At 51.4% G+C, this 17416-nt stretch carries 15 protein-coding genes; 8 read left to right on the top strand and 7 right to left on the bottom strand.

Going from position 1 to position 17416, the window contains the following annotated elements; genetic code table 11:
• The first annotated feature begins 23 nt into the window (after positions 1-23).
• On the top strand, positions 24-260 hold the full coding sequence (locus tag LWL52_RS03550; RefSeq protein WP_242916988.1) for a DUF3820 family protein: 237 nt from the start codon (positions 24-26) through the stop codon (positions 258-260).
• Positions 261-296: 36 nt separating this feature from the next.
• Here LWL52_RS03550 and LWL52_RS03545 read toward each other — a convergent pair whose 3' ends face one another.
• The 4 genes from LWL52_RS03545 to LWL52_RS03530 all read right to left on the bottom strand — a co-directional run bounded on the left by LWL52_RS03545 (position 297) and on the right by LWL52_RS03530 (position 5737).
• On the bottom strand, positions 297-1196 hold the full coding sequence (locus LWL52_RS03545) for an ATP-grasp fold amidoligase family protein (protein ID WP_242916986.1): 900 nt from the start codon (positions 1194-1196) through the stop codon (positions 297-299).
• Positions 1197-1512: 316 nt separating this feature from the next.
• Complete coding sequence (locus tag LWL52_RS03540) at positions 1513-1953, bottom strand: hypothetical protein (protein WP_242916984.1); 441 nt, start codon at positions 1951-1953, stop codon at positions 1513-1515.
• A gap of 87 nt (positions 1954-2040) precedes the next feature.
• Positions 2041-4023 carry a PQQ-dependent sugar dehydrogenase gene (locus LWL52_RS03535; RefSeq protein ID WP_242916981.1) on the bottom strand — a complete coding sequence of 661 codons (1983 nt, stop codon included), beginning with the start codon at positions 4021-4023 and terminating at the stop codon, positions 2041-2043.
• Between the two features lie 481 nt (positions 4024-4504).
• A complete protein-coding gene (locus LWL52_RS03530; protein WP_242916979.1) occupies positions 4505-5737 on the bottom strand; it encodes a Bcr/CflA family multidrug efflux MFS transporter in 1233 nt (410 codons plus the stop codon).
• A gap of 190 nt (positions 5738-5927) precedes the next feature.
• Here LWL52_RS03530 and LWL52_RS03525 point away from each other — a divergent pair, with 190 nt between their 5' ends.
• The 4 genes from LWL52_RS03525 (at position 5928) to LWL52_RS03510 (ending at position 10644) form a co-directional block, all read left to right on the top strand.
• On the top strand, positions 5928-6191 hold the full coding sequence (locus LWL52_RS03525) for a GNAT family N-acetyltransferase (protein WP_242916977.1): 264 nt from the start codon (positions 5928-5930) through the stop codon (positions 6189-6191).
• A gap of 1055 nt (positions 6192-7246) precedes the next feature.
• On the top strand, positions 7247-9097 hold the full coding sequence (locus LWL52_RS03520) for a T9SS type A sorting domain-containing protein (RefSeq protein ID WP_242916975.1): 1851 nt from the start codon (positions 7247-7249) through the stop codon (positions 9095-9097).
• Between the two features lie 144 nt (positions 9098-9241).
• The gene (locus LWL52_RS03515; RefSeq protein WP_242916973.1) at positions 9242-9964 is read left to right on the top strand and encodes a peptidase associated/transthyretin-like domain-containing protein; all 723 of its coding nucleotides are present in this window, start codon (positions 9242-9244) and stop codon (positions 9962-9964) included.
• A gap of 14 nt (positions 9965-9978) precedes the next feature.
• Positions 9979-10644: a hypothetical protein gene (locus LWL52_RS03510; protein ID WP_242916971.1), complete on the top strand. Its 666-nt coding sequence runs from the start codon at positions 9979-9981 to the stop codon at positions 10642-10644.
• Positions 10645-10692: 48 nt separating this feature from the next.
• On the opposite strand, the gene LWL52_RS03505 is transcribed toward LWL52_RS03510, so the two are convergent.
• Positions 10693-12009, bottom strand: a complete 1317-nt coding sequence (locus tag LWL52_RS03505; RefSeq protein ID WP_242916969.1) for a gluconate:H+ symporter — start codon at positions 12007-12009, stop codon at positions 10693-10695.
• Between the two features lie 86 nt (positions 12010-12095).
• Entirely contained in the window at positions 12096-13613 is a 1518-nt protein-coding gene (locus LWL52_RS03500; RefSeq protein ID WP_242916967.1) for a gluconokinase, read from the bottom strand.
• A 227-nt stretch (positions 13614-13840) separates the two neighbouring features.
• Here LWL52_RS03500 and LWL52_RS03495 point away from each other — a divergent pair, with 227 nt between their 5' ends.
• The 3 genes from LWL52_RS03495 to LWL52_RS03485 all read left to right on the top strand — a co-directional run bounded on the left by LWL52_RS03495 (position 13841) and on the right by LWL52_RS03485 (position 16505).
• Positions 13841-14923 (top strand): AI-2E family transporter, encoded by a 1083-nt coding sequence (locus tag LWL52_RS03495; RefSeq protein ID WP_242916965.1) that lies wholly within the window; start codon positions 13841-13843, stop codon positions 14921-14923.
• Positions 14924-15099: 176 nt separating this feature from the next.
• On the top strand, positions 15100-15483 hold the full coding sequence (locus tag LWL52_RS03490; protein WP_242916963.1) for a DUF983 domain-containing protein: 384 nt from the start codon (positions 15100-15102) through the stop codon (positions 15481-15483).
• Between the two features lie 143 nt (positions 15484-15626).
• On the top strand, positions 15627-16505 hold the full coding sequence (locus LWL52_RS03485) for a helix-turn-helix domain-containing protein (RefSeq protein ID WP_242916961.1): 879 nt from the start codon (positions 15627-15629) through the stop codon (positions 16503-16505).
• 142 nt (positions 16506-16647) lie between these two features.
• Here LWL52_RS03485 and LWL52_RS03480 read toward each other — a convergent pair whose 3' ends face one another.
• Positions 16648-17184, bottom strand: coding sequence for a YceI family protein (locus LWL52_RS03480; protein ID WP_242916959.1), 537 nt, complete (start codon positions 17182-17184; stop codon positions 16648-16650).
• Positions 17185-17416 lie beyond the last annotated feature (232 nt).

Genomic DNA, 17416 nt, shown 5'->3' with positions numbered 1-17416 from the left:
TCACGCTTAAAAAACATAATTGTATGTCAGATCTCCCGCAACCCAACCCGGCCATTTTAGTGGAGCTGGTAAACGTTAAAATGCCGTTTGGCAAGTATAAGGATACGGTACTTTGTAACCTGCCGGTTTCTTACCTGGAATGGTTTCGGCGCGAGGGCTTTCCGCCGGGGAAACTGGGCATGCAATTGGCTACTATTTACGAGATTAAAATAAACGGCCTGGAGTATCTGCTGCAACCCCTGCGCCGCAACCGGCGCTAAGGCTACAACCTAGTAATAAAGCAGCAAAACGCCGGTTTAAATCATTTCTTTGCAGTAGGTATCCCAATAATCGATCAGCAGTTGATCTCCAAAAGGCGTAAAGGCATTGCCTAAGCCGGGCGTGGGGGTAAACTCGCCGAACACGGCGCCTTTGTCGGTGGCATAAAAATCTACCCGCACAAAGATCTCATAGGTCCGGCTTAACGTTATGGCGCATGCCCGCATCTGGTCAAAACACCGGGGCTTTTCCTGAAAATCCGCTTGCTTATAAATGGTGTTGATATTTTCCAGTTGCTGCCAGTCTGAATCGTAGAAGCTGGTTTGGCCCTCTTTGTTGCTAAAGCGGTTGATGACCTGGATGAAAGCCAGCTGGCCGTTAAACATATAAAATTTATAATCATCCGGTATACGGTAGCTTCCCTGCTCGGTGCGCACAAACTCTTCGATAAGAAACTCCAGGTGTGGATTTGCCTGCACCGCTTTGCTCAGCACTTTTACAATGGCTGCCGGCGTATAAGTTTGCCTGTCCATCAGGTTGAGGGCATTATTCATAAGAAAAACCAACTGGCAGGAGTGCCCGATGGTAGGCCGGATCACATACTGGGCGGGCAGGCTGCCGAAGTCGATCTGCTGGCAGTCGCGTCCTTTCCAGTAGAGTGCCGGAACCGGGCAGGTATGCATTTTGGCAAACTCGCGGGCATTATACTTGTTGCTCAGTTTCCGCTGCCAGTTTTCAACGTCTTTCCATTCGTCCAGGCTATATGCAGCCTCCATGCGGGTGTTGCGGATGCGCTCGGCATTTGGCGCACGCCAGAAGGTATGGTGCCTATACTTGATGCGCCGGCAGAACTCTGACTCAGGGCCATCACCCCGACCGAAAGTACTTACAAGCGCCTGCATTTTCTTACGAACGGTTTTCCGAATGGCTTTCAGCATAGGGCAGTATTTTAAGTGTTTCCTGAGGAACTACAATGCAACCTGCCTTTTGTTTAATAAAACATTAGCTGGTTAACGGTCCCTTCCCTCCTTGCTGGTGCCCCCTCTCCTGTTGCCGTTCTGCTTTCACATACGGTGCCCAATCAGTTTCAGATTGCCGCCGCCCTATAAAAATGATGGACCTGTGGCTTTACTCTTTTTGTAAGTGCCTGCTGCTTCCGTTTACCTGAAAAACTGCTTTCTAAAAAGGATATAAAACAGCAAAGCCCGGAAATATTTCCGGGCTTTGCTGTTTTATTTATAACTCAAACAGTAGTTATTCTTCGTACTTCATGTCTACCTGCACATCCAGGGTATCGGTATCAAACTTATAAACCGTTCTTCCTTTAAAGAGGTTATCCTGCAGCTCCAATACTTCCCAGTCCTGTTGGTTAGAGGCATTTGGGCCATAGATCAGGTGGGTATCGTTATCCGTAAGCTTCCAGTTACCCTCCTCAATACCATCTGTCCTTAACTGCTTGTAGGTACCGTTTTTGTTAAAATTGATGCGGGTGCTTTTGATACGAGCCAAATCCGGATCCGGATCATTCGTTACCGTATCACCATCAAAAATGATCACCGCAATATTCCAGGGCTTGGCTGTCAGGAACTGGGCTTTTGTAGACAAAGGAGCCGGATCATCGCCATCATCCCCACATGAGGAAAGGTTAAAAACCAGGGCTAATAAAAGGAGCGTGAGTAATTTTGCGTTTTTCATGTTAAAGGGTTTTTAATATTTAATAGATTCTTACTGATTGCTTGCTGTTGTTGCGTTTTCCTGCCACTCTACGGCATACGGGTTAGATTAGTTTGTCGCATGGGCGGCAATTCCTTCTTCTGGGGCCTCCTCGTTCACCCGCAACAAGGTTATCTGGGCTGTTTTTTCCGGATCCTGCTGCCAGTTAAACTCGCTTACGTAAAGATTCCCTGTCGTTGTATCTTCCACAATGTCTATGGGATTAGCGAAATCAGACAGATCTTTCAAGCCCTTTGTACCAGTACCGGAGGCAGCCCGCACAATATCATATTCCTCGTCACTCTTACTCTCCGCCACGGTGTCTTTTACCAGTTTGCCTGGCTCCAGCACCATAATATCGCTTCCGCCACTAAAACGGCACACCATGATCTTGCCTTTTAAAGCGCCTCCAAAAGCACCGTTTTTATATTCCAAAAGGCCATCGGGCGACTTGTTTAAACCGAAGTCATACGCAGGCATCCGATAGTTTGCGTCAGGTTTAACGGAAACCGGGTAGCTAGGGTTATCAACATGCCCCCTGCCCGCTACATATTCTCCCCGCAGCGGATTGGGATGGCCATAATATCCTACAGGCTTTGAGGGATTTACCCGTAAAAGCCAGTCTTTCTGAACAGCTGTATTTAGCTCCGGAAAAAGCGTTTTGACGAGCGTAAACCGTTTTAACTTCCTATAAATCCAGCGGCTTTGCATTTCAGCACTGGAGCTTGCCCGAATGCGGTCGCCGTGGTAAAAAGTACCGTCTACGCGGCGCGTACCTGCTACCGAAGCAGGCGTACGGCCGCCGGCCGAAGCGCCATTATCGGGTATGTATAACTGGCCGTTGCTATGCCACAGCAGATCGTAGGCATTACGCACGCCGGAGGCATAAATGGTCAGCGGCGACGAAGCAGCGTAAGGGTTGTAAGAGCCATCGGCCATAAACATGGCGTTTGCAGGCGCTTTGTTGATGATGCGCTGGTTAGCAGTGGTCTGCACGTCGAGCGGCAGTCTTATGCCCTTTAGTTTCGTCAGGTCCAGGCGCAGCACCGCCGCCGACAGCAGGCTTTCGGCTCTGGCCCAAAACCGGTCGTAGCCACCCATGGCGCTGTTGCTGCCCACCGCAAAGTATAAGGCGCCGTCCGGCCCAAATACCAGGCTGTTAACCATATGGTCTTTGGTGGAACGCGGAAGCTTTGTCACCACCAGTTGCTCGGTTTCCAGATCAGCACCACGCAGGCGGGAGATCTTGCCATCAAAATCGGGTGCATCTTGAAAGCCGGCCGAGCTATGCGAAACATAGGCCAGCAGGTTGTCTGCCGTTGCCTCGGGGGCAAACGCTAAACCGATTGCGGACCGGGGGCCATACATATCCACCACTGTTGTTATGAGCTGCTGGCTGCTCAGCCTGCCATCGGCGTGGTTTACGGTAAACCGCTCGATCACGCCATCCAGCCTGAGCGCGTAGAGTTTGCCATCGGGCCCGAACGTGAGCGTGGTGTATTGCTTGTTCTGGGTACCGGCCATTGGTACTTTTGCAAAACGCACTTTCAGATCCGCGATCCCTTCCGCACTGTCAGGGGCAGTTCTGAAAATGGCTTGGTATGGCATAAAAGAAGTGCCGCCAGCCGATTTTACACCTTTTGTTATTTTAAAACGATACTCGGTACCCGGCTCCAGTGGCTGGGCAGGCGTAAACCGGATGCCCACGCCATGTGCCCTGCTTTGGGCAATTCCCTGCACATCTACCCAACTACTACCGGCAAGCTTTTGCAGCCTTACAGTCGCATTATTTACGGTGTTGTTCTCCAGTCCCCGGCCCGGATTATTAAATGCAGGTATAAAAATATTCTCTGTCTCGATATCAGGGGTGGTTATACTTACATCGGTATCATTGTTGGCGGGTTTAGACGAGATGACGTAGGGCGTGGCGTTGCGTAGCGCGATGATGGCAATGGCCATACCGATTAAACCAATGAACAATACATCTACCCACTTTTTAGTTAGAAAACGGGATAAGCTGCTGACTGACTTTGGTTTACTGGTAATATTCACCTGCAGTAATAAAATACCGGAAGATTGCGCCTTACTACATAAGGTTTAACAATCTGATAACCAAGGGTGTTCCAAAAAACAGATGCGTGTGAGGCAGGCTAAAAGCTGTTATAAAATGGGTACGCTTTCTTTTAAACCTGGAAAGGGGCTTCTACTTCTATTTACTGCGCACGGCCGGGAATAGCAGCCGCATAGGGAGCGTATTTATATTTTTTACCGGTTCATTACCAATCACCTCCTTCTCGCTATACTCCCCTGCTTTTGATTTTGTTATCAGCAGTTTTTGATAAACCTGAAATATTGGCGAACATGCCTGGATCAAAGGTAAATAGCTCATTATCAAACCAATATTCAGCAACAGCGACCTGTGATGGGAATTTAAAGGATAACGCCAGTATACCTGAAAAGCAAAGGCGGAGGCAACCGCTTGTTGCCTCCGCCTTTGCCTGTACCAGCAGCCTGTTGCAAGGCCGAAATACTTTTAGATCAGCACCGACGTATCTTCTTCCACCGCTTGTTTACTGGCATTGTAGCGTACGGAGGCATTGCCCACAAAGAGAGCTACGAGTCCCGTGATCACGCAAAGCGCCATAACGGCTACCATGGGCAAAGCAGTGTTGCTGTGCAGCACACTTACAGCAGCCGATACCAGGCCACCCATGGCCATGCGGAAGCTGCCCATCAGCGCAGAGGCGCTACCGGTGTGCTTTGTAAAAGGGGCCAGCGAGAGGGCCGAAGCGTTCGGATTAGTGAGGCCCTGGCCGGTAAGGAAAACAAACAAAAGCAGGATAAGGCTATACTTGCCAAACCAGCCGTACCAGACCCCAGCTACCAGCAAAATGCCCACAGCCGTTTGGTAGAGCAACGTTACTTGAATAATCTGCTCACTTCTGAATCGTTTCAGTAGTCCGTGGTTCAGTTGGGTAGAACCGATCATGGCAAAGGCCAGAAATGCGAAGATCCAGCCATACTCCTGCTCACTGACATGGTAAAGGTTCATGAAAACGTCCGGTGAGCCGGCGATGTAGGCAAACGGCGCGGCTGTGGCAATGCCCCCTGCCAGGGTATAGATCAGGAACTGTGGCTGCCGGAGCACAGTATAAAAGTTTTGGAGCACGGCCCGTGGCCGCAGCGAGATAGACGGATCTGCGCTTCTGCCCTCCGGCAAGGCAAAAAACACGCCCACCAGAATGAGTGCCGTGATCACAGCCAGGGCAACAAAAATAGCATGCCACCCGAAAGCAGCCGTTACATAGCCCCCAACTGTAGGCGCCACCATCGGCGAGACGGCAATTACGAGCGTGAGCAATGAAAAAGCCTGTGCCGTTTTATTTACCGGGAAGATATCGCGTACTAACGCCTGGGCTGCCACCATGCCAGCGCAACCGCCAATAGCCTGCAGAAAGCGCATGCCAATTAGCGCCTCGGGCGACCTTGTAAGTGCACAGCCAACAGAGGCAATAATGTAGATCACCAGGCCAATATACAAAGGATTTTTTCGCCCAAACCTATCCAGGAGCGGCCCGTAAACGAGCTGCCCCACAGAAATACCGATCAGGTAACTGGTCAGTGAAAGCTGTACCTGCGCAATGGTGGTCTGCAGATCGCGGGCAATGGCCGGAAAGCCTGGCAAGTACATATCAATAGAAAAAGGGCTAATCGTAGCTAAGGCCCCCAAAATCAGAATAACAAGAAAGTGTTGTTTGCGCGACATAAATTATAAATAGCTGCAAAGGTAAAGCAATCCTCTGTACTTACGTATTACAACCTGAATCTATACGCTTCGGGAAAGCGAACTGACTGCAGCCCGTGCGTACAGGCTGAACGTGCATTAACCTGGCAATCCAGGCAAAAAAGCAGGCAGCAGCCCTATTATTTATAAGTATATCAAAACGCAGGAAGCAATGGAGCTCCATATCATACACGAAGAAAAATACCAGCAGTTTACGGCCAAGATCGGGGACGATGAGGCGGAGCTGGCCTATGCGCTACCGGAAGAAGGCGTGATCGACTTCACCCATACCTATGTGCCCGAAAATGCCCGCGGGAAAGGCATAGTGACCCAACTGATAGAAGCAGGCCTGGCTTACGCGCAGCAACAGCACTTAAAAGTGAAAGCGTCGTGCCCGGCAGTAACCAAGTACCTGAAGTCGCACCCGCAGCCCTGACCGGCACCTTTTACGCACAATGGCTTCCTTTTACCTGCACTTTTCAGCCAGCAGGCTGTACTTCCATTCGCTTATACTTTCTTATTTCCCAAGCAAATACACCTGCACACCTTTAAGCTTAAAAGTCTGCAGGTGCTTCTCTCCATTACCTGCCAAATTGTCCTTTCTTAAAAAAACAATCATATTTTTTCATGCCTAATAGCAAACTATTGTATAATTAAATTTATATATATAGATTTGACTTTAATATTTACCAGCGTTAGTCCATCATTTCTGTGGTTCATACAAATTTCTGTATCAGACACAAGCCTGATTCGTCCTTAAACTCAAAATTTTAATCCTAAAGTATACTTATCCTCGATGAAATAGCGCTGATCGAAGTTCCGGTATTACTATTCTTTCGCTTATACACTTTTCTGCCCTAAAACTTAATGAAACAAGCCTACTCTCCTGCCCTATCTCTACCTTTGTACCTGCTAGCTTTTAAAGCCATCGTGCTCCTGAGTTTTTTGCTGCTCATTAGCTGGAACAGCTTCGGGCAGGTTGGTACTACCTTTACCGCAAGTGGTAATGGTAATTGGAGCAGTGCCACTGTATGGACAAAAACAGAATCATTTCCCACTCCCAATGCTTACCCACTGGCAGGAGCAAAGGTTATCATTGAGAATCCTTATAATATCACGCTTGATATAGATGCGGTTTGCGAAAAGTTGTCTGTTATTAACTCGGCTTCAAAAGGGAATGAAGTATCTTCTTTAAATATTAGTAATAGAACCTTAACCCTTGATTCTCTTGTGATCGATGGAAACAAAGGCAGCAGGTTAGCTACTGTTAGTACTACAAGTGGTACCATAAAAATATTAAAATCGTTTAAATTTATTACTCCAGGTTCGCAATTTATCTGTGGCACCGGCACCGTTGAGTATAACGGCGCAAATCAGGCTATCGCAGCTGTAACCTACAATAACCTGACATTGTCCGGCTCCGGCACCAAAACAGCTGGTGCTAATTTAAGCATAGGCGGCAATCTTCTGGTAAAAAGCCCAGTTACGTTCATGGCCGGAACATTCCAGCATATGATCACCGGTACTGCCACCACTGAGGCTGGCGCCATCCTCACCTCAACGGCTGCAACCGGCACGCAAGGGCTAGCTGTTACGGGTCTTTTTACTAATGCAGGAACGCTAAATGCAGGAGCCGGCACACATACTTTTACCAGTTTAACAAACAGCAGTACAGGTACCCTTAACGCTTCGAGCAGTACCATCCAGGTAGGAAATACATTTACAAACAACGGCACCTTTACGCCTGGAACAGGTATGGTTACCTACACCGGCGCTAACCAAACAATTACGCCTGTGCCCTACTATAACCTTACTTTAGCGGGCACCGGTACCAAAACAGCTAACACAAACCTGGCAATCGGGAATAATTTACTGGTGAACACTGGGGTGACGTTTGCAGCAGGTGGCACAGCCAACCTCACCCATACGGTGGCCGGCAGTGTCACCAACAATGGGGTCTTTAACCCGGCTACAGCCACGGTCTACAACCAGCTACAGGTAACAGGCAGCCTTACCAATGCAGGCACCTTTCATGCTTTGGCTGGAAACAATACAGTAACAGGCAACCTGACAAACACGGGCACCTTGAATGCCGGCACGGGCACCCATATTATTTCAGGCAACTGGAGCAACACAGGCACGTTTAATGCCGGCTCCTCATTAATCTCACTAAACGGCACTTCCAAAACCATCACCTCTACCGGCACTGGTAATTTTAACAACCTAAGCGTTTCGAATGGCGCCTCGGCTCTGAACAGCGACATCACGGTAGATGGCAACCTGCGGGTAGACAATACCAATTTGACAACTGGCGCGAGCACCTTACATCTTGGATCAAAAGCAGAGTATCTGTCTGAGGAAACAGCCTTGCAGCACATAACCGGCAACCTGCAAACCACCCGCAACCTGGTGATGGGCAATGGCGAAGTATTTGGCCAGATAGGCCTGCGCATACTAGGCAGCAAGATTACGGCACCCGCTGTAACACTAAAACGGGTAACCGGAACGGTCGTAACCGGCCTGAATGGCAACCAGAGTGTGCTTCGGCAATACTACATCACCACAGCTGCGGCCACCCCGCTTAGCACTCCCATCGAAATGAAGTTCCCGGATTATGAGCTGAATGGCCCCGCCGGAACCATGTCTTACAATATTTTCCGGAGCACCGACTACATTATCTTTACAAAAATGCCAGCGGCAGCCACATCGGACCCGAAGTATACTTACAAGATAAATGATCCGCAGCTGTTCGGCATGTATACCCTCAGCAGCAACATGTTGCCGCTTCCGGTGGAGCTGGCCTGGTTTAAAGCCGAACGCCACGGGCACGACGTTACCCTGAGCTGGATGACAGCTTCCGAAAAGGACAACAGCGGCTTCGAGGTGCAGCGGTCAGGCGACGGGAAAAGCTTCAGCAAGATCGGGTTTGTGGAGAGCCAGGCTGTAACCACATCTACCGCACAGTTTTATACTTTCCGGGATAACAGCCCTGGCAGTAGCGGCACCCGATATTACCGGTTAGCTCAGATCGACGTGGATGGCACCACCACCTATTCCAACATAAAAGCAGTGGGGGCAGATGAAATGGCAACGGGTGTATCGGCCTTCCCTAATCCTTTTACAGACAAGATATCACTTTTACTTCCTGCCGGCCCACCGCGGCAGGTGCAGGTAACTATAGCCAATAGTATGGGCCAGGTGCTGCAACAGCAGTCAGTTACGATGGAAGGCGGACAACTCCTGCTGCCGGTAGCCTTGCCAGCCGCAAAAGCAAACGGAGTATACCTGCTGCAGGTAACAGACCAGCAAGCCAGTCATGTGTTCAAGTTGCTGAAAAAATAAGAAGCTCCCTGGCCTCGTTCGCCCAAGCCCGGAACAGCAGGCAATGCAGCCTCTTTCTAAGCTGCGCGCCACCTGCTGTTTTATCAGAATATTTGTAACTTCAGCATCCGTAAAAGAACGCCTAACTACTTGATAACCTACTCAATGAAAACAACTTTCCTGTTATATGGCGGACTCCTGTTGCTGCTTAGCGGGTGCCTCAGCAAAGAAAACGACTTTATCAGCAAATACTGCCCCGGTTCCTGCACCGTCATCAGCGGCAGGCTGACCACCGACGGCGGCGCCACACCACTGGCCCATGTAAAAGTGGATGTGAACTGGCAATGGCGCGGTACCTTGGGCATAGGGGGCATGAACCGACGCAAGGCCACCACCACCACCGATGCCGATGGCAGGTATGAGTTGCGTTTTCTGCTGCGCGATGATGAGCTGACGGACCATAGCTACAACAGTTATATCACGGTTATAGCTGCTTTAAACCCTGATAAATATTTTACCTTGTATGATTACGAAAGTATCGTGGAGCCTTATATTACCATGAAACGCGACACCTCCTACTCAGCAGATTATACTTTCCCGCAAAAGGCCTTTGTAGAACTGCAGCTCCGCAACACAGCTGCCATGCAGCCGGAAGACCAGTTTATCACCGCTTTTGTGTTTTCAGGGGGTCAAAACAACGCGCAGAACCTGGGCAGCATGCTCTACTGGAACAAGGAGACACCTGCCACTACGCTCACCGTGCCGGTTGCCGCCAACCAGCAGGTCCTGATCCGGATAAAGAAAACGAAAAATGGCGTCGAAACGATCACTGAAACACCCCTGCGCCTCAAGCCCGGCCAGCACACAACTTTTGAAGCAACTTTTTAACGTCTCGGCAGCCTATGCAACGGTTTATACTTGTGTTTTTATTGGCCTGCCTTAGCGCACCGGCCTTTGCCCAGGAAACGGGTGATCCGGCTTCGCGCCTCAGTTTTAATGTAGGAGCTGCCTGGCCTCTAAATGAATTTAACAGCAAAGATTACGATGATGCGTATCCTGCCTTTGCCAAAAATGGAGCGCTGCTGCAGCTGAGCTATACACATACGCTGAAAAACAGGGTGGCGCTTGGTGCCACCGCTGCCTGGCGCAGCAACAAGTTTGACATGGATCGTTTTGTGATGCCTGAGGACGAGCTGGTGCTTAGCAAAGAGAGCACACCCTGGCGCTCCCTTTTCCTGCTGGCCGATGTGCAATACCAGGTACCGGCCAAAGACGGTTACTTTTACGTGAAAGGCTCTGTGGGTGCTGCTTACAGCCGCTCGGCCTTTCTGGACATCAATACGCCTTTCGGACACGTTACCCGCACCGCCGACAACAGTATGGCGCCGGCCTACGGCCTCAGCACAGGCGTACATGTTAATCTCCGGCAGTTTGGGTTGGGATTGGAGACCGGCCTACTGGCCACCAAGCCCGAATTTGAAATAGAAAATGCCCAGGGCGAAGTAACAAAGTATAAGCAACCCATGACCACCATGCACCTGAGCCTGCTGGTTTCCTATGCCTTTTAAGTATGATAGGATCGTAAACGAAGAAGGGTATCTTCTTACGACCGTTTTTTAAACAAACTGCGCCAGCAGCAGCACGCCCAAAAGCCCCATCACCGACACAATGGTTTCCATAATAGACCAGGTTGCGATGGTTTGCGGAAGCGTGAGTCCAAAATATTCTTTGAACATCCAGAAGCCCGGGTCGTTGACGTGGGAGAACATCAGGCTGCCCGCACCGACCGACAGCACCATCAGTTCGGGGCTGATGCCCGAGCCTGCCAGCAAGGGCAACACAATGCCGGCCCCGGTAATGGCGGCCACCGTGGCCGAGCCCAGGCACACCCGCAGCATAGCCGTAATGAGCCAGGCCAGCAACAGCGGCGAGAGGTTGGTACCGCTCACCAGCTTTGTAATATCCGCCCCCACGCCGGAATCTACCAGCACCTGCTTCAGCGCACCTCCGGCCCCGATAATGAGCAGGATCATGGCGATGCTGCCAATGGCATCAGTCGTTATCTTCATAATCTCGGCCATACTTCGGCCCCGCCTCAGCCCCAAAGTATAAACGGCAATCAGCACCGAGAGCAGCAGCGCCATCACTGGATCGCCTACAAAGGAAAAGAACTGCCTCAGGCCCGAGCCGGCCGGCAAAAGCAAACCCAGCACCGCGGCAACAGCCATCAGGGTAATGGGCACCAGGGCCGTGAACATACTAACGCCATAGCCGGGCATTTCTTCTTCGGTAAACTGCCGAACAGTAAAAAGCCCTTCGGGCGGCTTTGTTTTATACTTGCGCAGGGTACGGCTGAAGAGCGGCCCGGCAACGATGATGGTGGGTACGGCCAGCACCAGGCCGTACAAGAGCGTGCGGGTAATATCGGCCTGAAACATAATGGCTATAGCCGTTGGCCCCGGGTGAGGCGGCAGAAAGCCATGCGTAACTGAGAGCGCGGCCGCCATCGGCACGCCCACGTACAGGAGCGGCAACCGGGCAGAGGCGGCCACAGAAAATACCAGTGGAATCAGGATCACAAACCCGGCATTGTAGAACATGGGCAAGCCCACCACAAAGCCTGTCAGCACCATGGCCCATTGCAGATTACCAATGCCGAAGCGCCGGATAAGGCCATAGGTGATGCGCTGCGCGGCCCCGCTCTCTGATAACAGATTGCCGAGCATGGCGCCAAAACCAAGTATAAGCGCCAGCGAGCCCAGCGTATCGCCGATGCCTTTCTGCACCGAAGCCAGCGCTGCATTTACATCCATCCCTTCGGCCACGCCTATGCCCAGCGCTACCAGCACCAGCGCGATAAACGCATTCAGTTTAAAAACCAGGATCAGGAGCAAAAGAGCAAGTATGCCAAGAACAACGATGAGGAGCGACATGGGCGTTTGGATGATGTGTCCTCAATATATGAAAATTCTATACTTATCGGTACAGAAAAGTACCTGAAAGTGCTGCGCCAGCCGGGTTAGCTGCCCAGTTGGGTAAAGGTGTCTTTTAGCTTCGGATAGAGGTTTTCAAACAACGCGTAGCTCTGCCGGTACAGCTCGTGGGTGGCAGGGTCAGGCAAGTACGTTTTGCTCACAGACGTCATCCTGGCGGCGGCCGTTTCCAGGTTAGCTGCTATTCCCAGCGCATACATGCCCATGATGGCGGCCCCCAGCGCCGAGCCTTCGGCCGTATCGGATACAGACACTTTGCGGTTAAACACATCGGCTAGCATCTGCACCCAGGTCTGGCAGCGCGCAAAGCCACCATTGGCATAAATCGCGGTGATGGGCCCGGTGGTTTGTTCCAGCGCCTGGCCCATGCTGTATACCCCGAAGATCACGCCTTCCAGCAGGGCCCGCAGAAAATGTTCGCGCGTATGGGTATAATGCACCCCGATAAAGCAGGCCCGCGCATTGGCATCCCAGATAGGCGCCCGCTCGCCCAGCAGGTAAGGCAGAAACAACAGGCCATCGGCGCCGGCAGGTATACCGGCCGCTTTCCGGCACAGCAGATCGTAAAAATCGCCTGTTTCAGAGGCTGCTTCCAACGTATAAAAGTTATCCCGAAACCAGCGCAGCACCACGCCGCCATTGTTCATGGCGCCGCCCAATACAAAATGCTCCGGCGCCAGCATGTAACTAAAAATGCGCTCCAGCGGGTCGGCAGCAGCTTTTCCGGACATCACGCGCACGGCGCCGCTCGTGCCGATAGTCACCACCGCATCGCCGGGGTGCACGGCATTGGCGCCCAGGTTAGCCAGGCAGCCGTCGCTGGCCCCGATCACAAACGGCAGCGTGGCCGGCACCTCCAGCAGCGCCGCAAAGCCCGGCCGCAGCTCTCGGAAAGTATAGGTGGGCGGCACCAGCTCCGAAAGACGGTCTGGGGTGATGCCGGCCACATCGAGCGCTGCCTGATGCCAGTCCAGCGTCCGGCTGTTGAAAAGCCCGGTGGCTGAAGCAATGGAATAATCAATCTTATACTTACCAAACAACCGGAACAGCACATACTCTTTAATGCCGATAAACTTGTGGGCCTTTCGGAACACCTCCGGCTGCTGCTCGCGCAACCAGCATAGCTTGGGCAGCGGCGACATGGGGTGCAGCGGGGTACCTGTTTCCAGGTAAATGGCGTGCCCGGCGGCGCTGCCTTTCAGACTGTCGGCATAGGCTTTGCTGCGCGTATCGGCCCAGATGATACAGTTGGTAAGCGGCTGCCCCGCGGCATCCATGGCAATCAAGCTGTGCATAGCGCTGCTGAAACACACGCCTGCCAGGGTATGATCATCTTGCGCCTGGAGCTGCTTTGCAACGGCTTTTAAGGTGGTAAGCACGGCCTGGAAAACTACGCCCGGGTCCTGCTCGGCATAGCCCGCTTCAGGACTCAGAATGGAGTATTCTACCGCCTCCTGAAACAGAACCTGCCCGCTTTCGTCAAAAGCCACTGCTTTAGTACTGGTCGTGCCGATGTCCATGCCAATGATTACCTGCTGTTTCATGTATGCGCTTTGATTTGATGGTACCTACGGGAAATCTGCTTTTCGTTTTATACTTCTTCTTGCCTACCAAATAAACATTGCTGCCGGCAAGGTGCTGAATTAAGCGGGCTTTACAGGGCAATTTTCAACTTTAAGGCAGTCTTTCCGGTATAAAATCATACTGCTCCTGCCCGATCATCCTGCAAATCACCCGCGCTAAAGTTATTATTAACCTGTAATACTCCATTATGGCCTACCCGATACAACCCGACACTACAACCAAAACAGACACACCGGAACCTTACTACCGCAAAGTAATCAAAGCGGTTGGCATTACGCTCCTTATGCTGCTGCTTGTTGTTTTTATACTTTATACTTTTAACAGCGTGCTGCTGCTGGTATTTGCCAGTTTGCTGATCGCCATCTTTTTTCGGGGCACCGCCCACGCGCTGCATAAGCGCACCAGCCTGCCCGAGGGCTGGTCGCTGGGCCTGGTGGTGGTGGCCTTTCTGGCCCTGATCGGGGTGGCCTGGTGGTTGCTGGCCCCGCAGGTAAGCGAACAGGTAAATAACCTGAGCGAGCAGCTGCCCAAAGCCGTTGCCGACCTGAAACAGCAGCTGAGCCAGTATAAATGGGCGCAACGGCTGCTGGATGAACTACCCACCGCCTCCAGCCTGCTGCAGGGTAAAAATAACTGGCTGCAGAAAAGCATCGGCGTGCTCTCCTCCACTTTCAGCGTACTGGCAAACATCTATATTATCCTGTTCATCGCCATTTTTGTAACCATCGATCCGAATACTTACCGGCAGGGCATCATCCTGCTTTTCCCGAAAAACAGGCGCAAGCGGATCACAGAAGTGCTCGATAAAATTGGCGCTACCCTTTACAAATGGATACTGGGAAAGCTTTTCTCGATGGCAGTAGTAGGTATCCTAACCACGGTCGGCCTATGGTTGCTGGGCATCCCAATGGCCATTGCCCTGGGTGTGATTGCGGGACTGCTCTCTTTCATTCCTAACTTCGGGCCTATCCTGGGCCTCATACCCGCTGTCCTGATCGCGCTGCTGCAAGGGCCCGACCAGGCCCTTTACGTGGTGCTGCTCTACATAGGCATACAGGCCGTGGAAAGCAACCTACTCACACCCCTTGTGCAGAAAAAGATGGTGGAAATTCCGCCCGCTCTCATTATCACCGGGCAATTGTTGTTAGGCGTTTTCTCCGGCCCGCTGGGTCTCATCCTGGCCACGCCCCTTATTGCGATGCTGATGGTGATAATAAAAATGCTCTATATCCAGGATGTGCTGGGGGATGAGTCGGTGCAGGTGAGCTGACAGGACAGCAGCAATAAAACAGCGGTTTTGCCGGACGTCTTTTCGTTTCCGGGCTATCCTTTTGATAGCAGCCGCCGGGATTGCTTATTTGTCCTATACTTCGTTCATTTAATCCGGTAAGCAGCGTATAATTATAGCGTATCTTTGCCTTAGTAAATCATTTAAGCTGATACACCATGTCCTGGAAAGAAACCAAGCTCTACAGCATCGTTAATATGAAATGCCCCAGGTGCCACGAGGGAGATCTGTTCCCGAAAGGCACGTTGTTTAAGGTACAGAAGTTTGCCGACATGTATGAAACCTGTCCCTGCTGCGGCCTGCATTATGAACCCGAGCCGGGTTACTATTACGGGGCCATGTTTGTAAGCTACGGGCTAACTACCGCCGTGGTGATCGGGCTGTGGCTCCTGCTGGACATGCTGATGGACGAAGTGACAATGACAGCCTTTATTATTTCGCTCATCGTGGTGCTGCTCCTGCTCACGCCCCTGCTCTTCCGCTTATCCCGGGCTATCTGGATCAACTTTTTTGTCAGCTACAAAGGCGTGCCCAAAAGCTGATCCGGTACGTCCGTTCGGGTACGCCGGTACGTTAACGATCCGGCACCCGAAGATTTCTGATGCTTTCGGATGCAAGCAGGCCTGAAATACGTTTGCAGTTGCGTTGTGGTGTGCTATCTTCGTTGCCCAACAGCACGTCCGCAATGCCTGAGAACCACTTGCCCATTTTCCGGATACAGGATTTTGACGCCTTGCCAGGCAGCGAAAATTATTTCTACCTGAACCGGTTTGCTAACCACCTGCAGGCACACCAGTTCATTCAGAAGCCGCACAAGCACAATTTCTTTATCATCTTACTGCTTACCAGCGGCTCGGGCACCCATACCATCGATTTCCGGACTTACCCGGTTGCGCCGCGCAAAGTATACCTGCTAAGTCCGGGGCAGGTGCACAGCTGGCAGCTTTCCGGTGATGCGGATGGCTACATCCTGTTCTTTACTCCGGAATTTTACCTCCTCGCCCACTCCGAAAAAAAGCTCTACGGTTTTCCGTTTTTCAATGCGCTACTCCATAAGCCGCTGGTAACGCTTTCGGCTCCGGAGGAGGCGCGCCTGCTCGCGATCGTGCGGTGCATAGAAGACGAGTATACTCAGCAGCAACTTAAAAAGGACGATATCATCCGTGATTACCTGGATATTCTGTTGCTCCTGCTCACGCGCATCTACTATGAAGGTGCCTCTTCCGAGCAGGTAGCGCCCATGGTATACGGGCAGCTGCAGGACCTGCACTACCTGATCGACAGCCATTATAAAACACATCAGCCTGTTACTTTTTATGCCGAAAAACTGCACCTAACTGCCCGGCAGCTGGCAAACACCTGCAAGCGGGTGTTGGGGAAAAGCCTGACCGACCTGATACAGGAGCGGCTGGTGCTGGAAGCAAAAAGGCTCCTGGTGCACTCCGATCTGACGGTGACACAGCTGGCGGCCGAACTGGGCTTTTTTGATAATTCATACTTTGCCCGGTTCTTTAAAAAGCACACCGGCCAAACGCCCGAACAGTTCCGCAGCCAGAACCAGTAGCAAAGCCACACTTCAGCTCGTTTTATACTTGCTTCCCTTTCATTTAAAATCTGATCAGGTTACCTATACTTAAACAGGAAGGCCCGCCGAAATAATTTCCGGCGGGCCTTCCTGTTTCTGGTGCTAAAAGTTATGCCTTCTGTTAAGCCTGTTTTACAAGCTGTATCTCGCAATGGAGCCGGATCTCGTCGCTCACCACCACACTGCCAGCCTCGGTAACGGCATCCCAAACCAGGCCAAACTCTTTCCTGCTGATCTTGCCATCCACGGTAAAGCCTGCTTTTGTCTGGCCGTAGGGGTCTACCACAATGCCGCCATACTCTACGTTTACGGTCACCGGTTTTGTAACGCCCCGGATGGTCAGCTCGCCGTTCAGCTTCGCTTCGTTATCGTTTCGCTTATCAAAGTTCTGGCCTACGAACCGGAGCTCCCCGTGCGTTTCGGCATCAAAGAAATCGGCAGAGCGCAGGTGGGTGTCGCGTTGCTCGTTGTTGGTGCTGATGGAATTCACGTCGGCGGTAAACACAATGTGCGTGGCTTTGGTAAAATCCTCGTCTTCAGTTTCCACTTCCAGATTAAACTTGCTGAAATAGCCGGTAACGGTTGTGATCATGAGGTGTTTTACCTTAAACTGGATCTCACTGTGCGTTGGGTCTATAATCCATTTAGTTGTTGCCATGTTCCTTTCTTTTTAGAAGTATGATGTAAGTTTGTTTTGCTTTTGAGCCAGTACCCACACGGCATAACCTGTTGCAGGCAAAGGGATTGTATGTTTGTACATCCGTTATATGTAACTTTCCGACGCAGGGTTTCATCTTATTTTTATCCTGCTGCCCCGCGCGTAAATCTTTCCGCCTGATAGCTTGTAAAACCCGTTTTGCTGTATCTTTATACTTCACATTCGATACGCA

The organism is Pontibacter liquoris (assembly GCF_022758235.1).
GTDB classification, from domain to species: domain Bacteria; phylum Bacteroidota; class Bacteroidia; order Cytophagales; family Hymenobacteraceae; genus Pontibacter; species Pontibacter liquoris.
The sequence above is the reverse complement of the archived record's forward strand: the minus strand, read 5'-3'. Positions and strand labels throughout refer to the sequence as shown.